A 6662-nucleotide genomic window follows, 5' to 3' on the forward strand; every position below is an offset into this window, starting at 1 on the left:
AAGACCTGGCGATCGCCCCTGAATTACGAAAAATCCCGACTCGCTACTGAAAAAGCCACTCCACGGTGGCAGTCGCGTCGGACGACGGGCGGATGTGATGCGCCGGCGTCGACGACCTGGTGCAGGAGACGCGGCCGCGGGTCATCAACGACCTCGGCGGCCTGCGGGATCCCGTCACGGTTCCGTTCCCGGCACGGCCGTGGCGGGGTTCTCCCACCCGGACGGACAGCGTCGAGGCCCGGCGTACCGAGCCTTGCCGGCAGCTGAATCAGCCGCCGCTTGCCCTGGCGGGTGCGGTGCTGGCGCGCACGATCAGTCTCGGTTCGACGGACGCGGGTTCGGGCGCGGCGTCGGCGTCGGCGATCTGGCGCAGCAGATGCGCGACGGCGAGTGCTCCCGTCTCGGCGAACGGCTGGGCGACGGTGGTCAGCGACGGCGAGCAGTACTCGGCCAGCGCGATGTCGTCGACGCCGACGACGGAGATGTCCTCGGGCACCCGCTTGCCGAGCTCGTGCAGGGCCCGGATCAGGCCGAAGGCCATCTCGTCGCTGGCGACAAAGACCGCCGTGACGTCCGGAATCCGGCCCAGGACCAGGCCGTTCGCGTAACCGGACGCGGGCGACCAGTCGCCCTTCAACTCCGGCGGCGGCGTCCGGCCTTCCTCTTCGAGGGTGAGGCGCCAGCCCGTGGACCGGCTGGAGGCGTCCAGCCACTCGCTGGGGCCCGCGATGTGCCAGACCGTTCCGTGTCCCAGCTCGAGCAGGTGCCGGGTCGCCAGGCGTGCCGCCATGGCCTGGTCGACGGCCACGACCTCGGTCGCGTCGGTGCGGGATCCGTCGATGGTGATGGTGGGGATCGAGCGGGTGAGGTCCTCGATCCGCTCGCTCACATGGATGAGCGGGACGGCGAGGATGACACCCTCGACACCGTGATCGGCCAGCCGCGCCAGGGCACCCTCGATGGCGGAGGTGTCGAGAGACTTGGTCGTGGCGGCGGTGACCGCGTACCCGGCCTCGTGTGCCGCGTCTTCGATGCCGGACGTGACGGCGATGCGCGAGTAGAAGTTGGTCTGCAGCGTGACGAGGCCGATCGTCCGGCTGTGGCCGGACCGGAGCATCCGCGCGGCGTTGTTCTTGCGGTAGCCCAGTTGGTCGACGGCGGCCAGGACCTTCGCGCGCGTCTTCTCCCGGACACTCGGATGACCGGACAGGGCTCGCGACACGGTCTGGACGGACGTCCCCGCGACCCGGGCCACGTCGGCCATCGCCGGTGGCCGTCCGGCGGCCTCGCGCGTCCGCTCCTTCATCCGGGCCCCTTCCCCTGCCTGCATCGCTCGAATGATACCGCTCACATCACCACGATCCCCGTGTTCGCATGGGCGTCGACGAGTCACGTTAACCGAGTATTGGCATCGATAACATCCTGTGTCATAGTTCGAGCACCCGGCAACGCCGACGTCGCCCCGACCGGCCCGCCGAGCACACGCCGGCCCGCAGCGGACCACGGGGCGAGCGGACCTCGACCCGACTGCCGACCAAAGGAGTGCCGATGAGGAAGCCGATCATCCGCGCCGCAGGGGCCATCTGCTCCCTCGCGTTCGGGCTCGCACTCGCCGGCTGTTCCGGAGACGGATCGGACGCCGGCCGTGAACACAAGATGGCATCGATAACATTCTGGGGCTGGGCACCGGGATACGCGGACGCGGTCAAGGCGTTCAACGGCAGCCACACCGACGTCCAGGTGGAGTACCAGGCGGTGCAGCCCGGGACGAAGGGCGGTTATCAGAAGATCCTGAGCGCCGTGCAGGCCGGCAACGCGCCGTGCCTCGCTCAGGTCGGCTACGAGACGCTTCCGAGCTTCGCCGCCCAGGGCGCCCTGCAGGACGTGGCACGGTACGCGAATCCGAGCAAGGCCGAGTTTCAGCCGGCGACCTGGAAGTCGGTCTCCCTCGGGGACAAGGTCTATGGCGCTCCGGTCGACACCGGTCCGATGGCCCTCTTCTACAACAAGAAGGTGTTCGGCAAGCTGGGCCTGAAGCCACCGGCCACCTGGGAGGAGTACAAGGCCGACGCCGGGAGGATCCACGCGTCCAATCCGCACCAGTTCATCTCCTCACCCTTCCTGGACTACGACTACGCGGGCCTGGCCTGGCAGGCCGGCGCCGGCTGGTTCGGTGTCGACGGCGACTCCTGGAAGGTCACCCTGGCCTCCGCCGCCAACAGGAAGGTCGCGGACTACTGGCAGGGTCTGGTGCGCGGCGGCCTGATCAGCAGTGCTCCGATGTACGACCAGTCGTGGTTCACCGGGCTCGGCAACGGCGACATCGTCACGGTCGTCGGTGCCGTCTGGCAGGCCGGCGTCATCAAGGGCGGCGTGAAGAACGGCTCGGGTCAGTGGGCCGTCGCCCCGATGCCGCAGTGGAGCGCGGGCGCCGACCAGGTGGGCAACGCGGGCGGCTCGGCGACCGCGGTGCTCAAGGGGTGTAAGTCGCCGAAGGCGGCGTGGGAGTTCGCGCACTGGATGAGCACGGACCGGAAGGCGTTCGGCGGACTGGCCGACAAGGCCGGTCTTTTCCCGGCAGCGAGGTCGCTGCTCGACCTTCCGCAGCTCACCGCGGGTGATCCGTACTTCGGCGGACAGAAGATCTACGACGTCTTCGCCAAGGCGGCGCCGAAGGTCAGCACGGACTGGACCTGGGGTCCGATCATGACGAAGACCGCCGCCGATCTCGACGACGCGCTCGGCCAGGCCTGGGCGGGGAAGGGCACCATCGGGGGCGCCCTTCAGACCACCCAGGACAAAACGGTCGCCGAGCTGAAGAAGCAGGGTCTGAGTGTCTCCCAGTGAGCGCGGAACCGTGTACGACGTGCCGCGATCATCCGACGCGACCCCTGCAGGCGTCGCCGCCGTGGCGGAGCACCCGACGCCGGTTGACGGCGTTCGCGGCACCACCGGGAGCCGGCGCACGGTGCTGCTGTTCCTCGGCCCGTTCCTGGTGCTCTTCGCCGCGATGTACGTCGCGCCGATCGGCTACGCGGCCGTCAGCAGCCTGTCCGTCGTACATCGGTCCGCCCTTGGACTGACGGCGCCGACGAAGGTCTTCGATCCGATCGGCAACTACACGCGGGCGTTCAGCGACAAGGACTTCACCGCGTCACTGGGACGGGTGGCGCTGTTCGGCGTCGTTCAGGTGCCGGTGATGCTCCTGTTCGCGCTCGGGCTCGCGCTGCTGATCGATTCCAGGTCCGCCCGCGGCAAGGGACTCTTCCGGCTCTCGAGCTTCCTGCCGTACGCGATCCCCGGCGTGAGCGCCGCGCTCGTCTGGTCGTTCATGTACTCACCCCAGTCCAGCCCGATCGACCGTCTGCTCGCACCGCTCGGAATCCGGATGCCGTACTTCCACGAGGGCACCGTCCTGTGGTCGGTCGCCAACATCGTCACCTGGAGCTGGACCGGCTACAACATGATCATCATCTACACCGCCCTGCAGGCGATCCCCGCCGAGATCCTGGAGGCGGCCAGGATCGACGGCGCCTCGGCGTTCCGGACCGCCTGGCACATCAAGATCCCCGCCGTACGCGGCGCCCTCATCTTGACCGCGGTGTTCTCCATCATCGGATCGGCGCAGCTGTTCAACGAGCCGACCGTCCTGCAACCCGTCTCCCGCGGCTCCGTCTCGTCGACGTTCACACCGATCATGTCCGCGCAGTCGGCCGTCAACGCCGGCAACTACCCGTACGCGGCCGCGCAGTCGGTCATCCTCGCGGTGCTCGTCGGCGTGGTGTCGTTCGTGTTCTTCAAGCTGACCGGCCGGGGTGAGCGGGCATGAGCGAGGTCACCGGCAGGCAGTTCCCGATGCGGCCGCGGCGCGACACCACCCCGCTGAGCCGCACGCTCGTGATGGTGCCGCTGGCCGTCTCCGCCGTCTACTTCCTCTTCCCCCTGTGGTGGCTGCTGGTCGCCGCCACCAAGCCGTTCGGACGGCAGTTCAGCGGTAACGGGCTCTGGTTCGGCGGCTTCGGGCTCTTCGGCAACATCGGCAAGCTCACCGCCCAGGACAACGGCATCTTCTGGCGGTGGATGCTCAACAGCGTCCTGTACTGCGGTATCGGCGCCCTGGTGGGCACGCTGCTGTCCGCGATGGCCGGATACGCGCTGGCCAAGTACGAGTTCAAGGGGCGCGATCACCTCTTCGGGCTGGTACTCGCCGCCGTGCTGGTACCAAAGATCCTTTTCACCTTGCCGCTCTACCTGATGTTCTCCGGCATCCACCTGATCGACAACCCGCTCGCCGTGCTGCTGCCCAGCGTGGTCAGCCCCTTCGGCGTCTACCTCTCACGGGTCTTCGCGACGCAGTCCGTGCCGGACGAAGTCATCGAGGCCGGCCGGCTCGACGGAGCGGGAGAGTTCCGCATCTTCCGGAGCCTCGGCATGCGCATGATGCTCCCCGCCCTGGTGACGATCCTCCTCTTCCAGTTCGTCGACATCTGGAACAACTACCTGCTGCCCGCCATGGTGCTCAGCGACGACCGTCTACAGCCCGTCACGGTCGGGCTGGTCGGCTGGAACGCCAGTCACGTGGCGGTGCCACCGCCACTGGTCGTCATCGGATCGTTCGTCTCGGTCGTCCCGCTGCTCATCGCCTTCCTCGCACTGCAGCGGTTCTGGCGCGCCGGCATGACCGCTGGAGCCCTCAAGTGACCCTCTCCCCCACGACGAAACCTGTGGGCCGGTCGGGGGCGATCCTGTCCTATCCCGATGGCCGACTCCGCCGCCACGGACAGCCGTACCGCGTACTTGCCGGATCACTCCACTACTTCCGAGTCCACCCCGCCCAGTGGCCGGACCGGCTGGAGCGCATCGCGGCCATGGGACTCAACACGGTCGACACCTACATTCCGTGGAACTTCCACGAGCGCCACCGCGGGCGGACCCGCTTCGACGGCTGGCGGAATGTCGAAGGCTTCCTGGAGTTCGCCGCCGCAGCCGGCCTCGACGCGATCGTCCGCCCCGGCCCGTACATCTGCGCCGAGTGGGACAACGGCGGCCTGCCCGCCTGGCTGACCGGCACACCGGGCATGCGACTGCGCTCGGCTCACCGGCCTTTCCTGGATGAGGTCGCCCGCTGGTTCGACGAGCTCATCCCCCGGCTCGCCGGAATGCAGGCGAGCCACGGCGGCCCGATCGTCGCCGTGCAGATCGAGAACGAGTACGGCAGCTACGGCGACGACCACGCCTACCTTCGATGGGTACGCGACGCGCTCGTCGAACGCGGAATCACGGAGTTGCTGTACACGGCGGACGGGGCGACCGACCCGATGCTCGACGCCGGAACTCTGCCCGATGAGCTCGCGGCCGCGACGTTCGGCTCCCACGCGGCCGCGGCGGCCTCGCTGCTGCGCTCGCGTCGCGAAGGGGAACCGTTCATCTGCGCGGAGTTCTGGAACGGCTGGTTCGACCACTGGGGCGAAAGACACCACGTGCGCTCCCCGCGAAGCGCGGCTGCGACGCTCGCCGACATCCTGGACGCCGACGGCTCGGTCAGCGTGTACATGGCACACGGCGGCACCAACTTCGGCCTCTGGGCCGGCGCCAACCACGACGGCCACACCATCCAGCCCACCGTGACCAGCTACGACTCCGACGCCCCCATCGCCGAGCACGGGGCGCCGACCCCGAAGTTCTTCGCGCTCCGCGATCGGTTGCACGCGGGCACGGGTTCGGCGTACCGACCGCTGCCCGCCGAGCCGCCGCTGCTGGCACCGCGCTCCGTGCCGATCATCCGCGGCACCGACCTGCTGAGCTCGCTCGCCGATATCTCCGAAGCCGTCGACTCGCCGCACCCTCTCAGCTTCGAAGAGCTGGGGCAGGCGTCCGGGTTGGTGCTGTACCGAGCGCATCCACGGCCACCCCGCGGCACGCAGGAGTTGACGGTCCGCGGGCTACATGACCGTGCGCAGGTCTTCGTCGACGGCACACCGGCCGGAATACTCGAGCGGGAGATCGATTCCCTCGGCATCGAGGGCACGGGCGAACGCGTACGACTCGAGCTCCTGGTCGAGAACCAGGGACGGATCAACTACGGCCCGCTGCTCGGCCAGGGCAAGGGCATCCTCGGCGGGGTGCACATCGAACGCCGCCTGGTCCACGGCTGGACCATGTACGGACTGCCGCTCGACGAGTGGTCTCCGGATGAGGTGCGCCGCGTCGCGTCCGCCACCGCGCTGTCGGCCGGCCTGCCTGGCTTCGCGACCGCGCGGTTCACGGTGGACGAGGTCGCCGACACGTTCCTCGCACTCCCGGGCTTCGGAAAAGGCTTCGTCTGGATCAACGGCTTCCTGCTCGGCCGGTACTGGGAGATCGGCCCACAGGTGACGCTCTACCTCCCCGCGCCGCTCATGCGGCCGGACGCCAACGTAATCACCGTCCTCGAACTCGAACGCTTCGGTGATCACATCGAGCTGCGTGACAGGGCTGAACTCGGGCAGACCGAGGAATACATCGAGACCCTTTCCTAGCCGTACCGTGGGCGCGGGGGACTGTCTGAAAGATCGTGGGCGGGCTGGTGATCCGGCAGGCTGGAGCTGACGCTCTGGCCGGAAAGGATCACTGTGACCGACGCTGAAGAAACCAACGAGCAGGTGCCGGCGGCCGGCCTGGAT

General features: G+C 68.5%; 5 protein-coding genes. 4 read left to right on the plus strand and 1 reads right to left on the minus strand.

Features of this window, described 5'->3' with window-relative positions; genetic code table 11:
- Positions 1-268: 268 nt before the first annotated feature.
- A complete protein-coding gene (locus ABEA24_RS47320; protein WP_345441809.1) occupies positions 269-1330 on the minus strand; it encodes a LacI family DNA-binding transcriptional regulator in 1062 nt (353 codons plus the stop codon).
- Between the two features lie 218 nt (positions 1331-1548).
- Here ABEA24_RS47320 and ABEA24_RS47325 point away from each other — a divergent pair, with 218 nt between their 5' ends.
- Genes ABEA24_RS47325 through ABEA24_RS47340 form a run of 4 tightly spaced genes read left to right on the plus strand, consistent with a single transcriptional unit; the run spans position 1549 to position 6518 of the window.
- Positions 1549-2847, plus strand: coding sequence for an ABC transporter substrate-binding protein (locus tag ABEA24_RS47325; RefSeq protein ID WP_345441812.1), 1299 nt, complete (start codon positions 1549-1551; stop codon positions 2845-2847).
- Between the two features lie 19 nt (positions 2848-2866).
- Positions 2867-3829, plus strand: coding sequence for a carbohydrate ABC transporter permease (locus tag ABEA24_RS47330; RefSeq protein WP_345441816.1), 963 nt, complete (start codon positions 2867-2869; stop codon positions 3827-3829).
- A complete protein-coding gene (locus ABEA24_RS47335) occupies positions 3826-4701 on the plus strand; it encodes a carbohydrate ABC transporter permease (RefSeq protein ID WP_345441819.1) in 876 nt (291 codons plus the stop codon). Before ABEA24_RS47330 ends, ABEA24_RS47335 begins: the two co-directional genes overlap by 4 nt.
- Positions 4698-6518, plus strand: a complete 1821-nt coding sequence (locus ABEA24_RS47340; protein WP_345441822.1) for a glycoside hydrolase family 35 protein — start codon at positions 4698-4700, stop codon at positions 6516-6518. Before ABEA24_RS47335 ends, ABEA24_RS47340 begins: the two co-directional genes overlap by 4 nt.
- The last annotated feature ends 144 nt before the right edge of the window (positions 6519-6662 follow it).

Origin of the sequence: Actinoallomurus vinaceus, assembly GCF_039542055.1 — a bacterium.
Taxonomy (GTDB): Bacteria; Actinomycetota; Actinomycetes; order Streptosporangiales; family Streptosporangiaceae; genus Actinoallomurus; species Actinoallomurus vinaceus.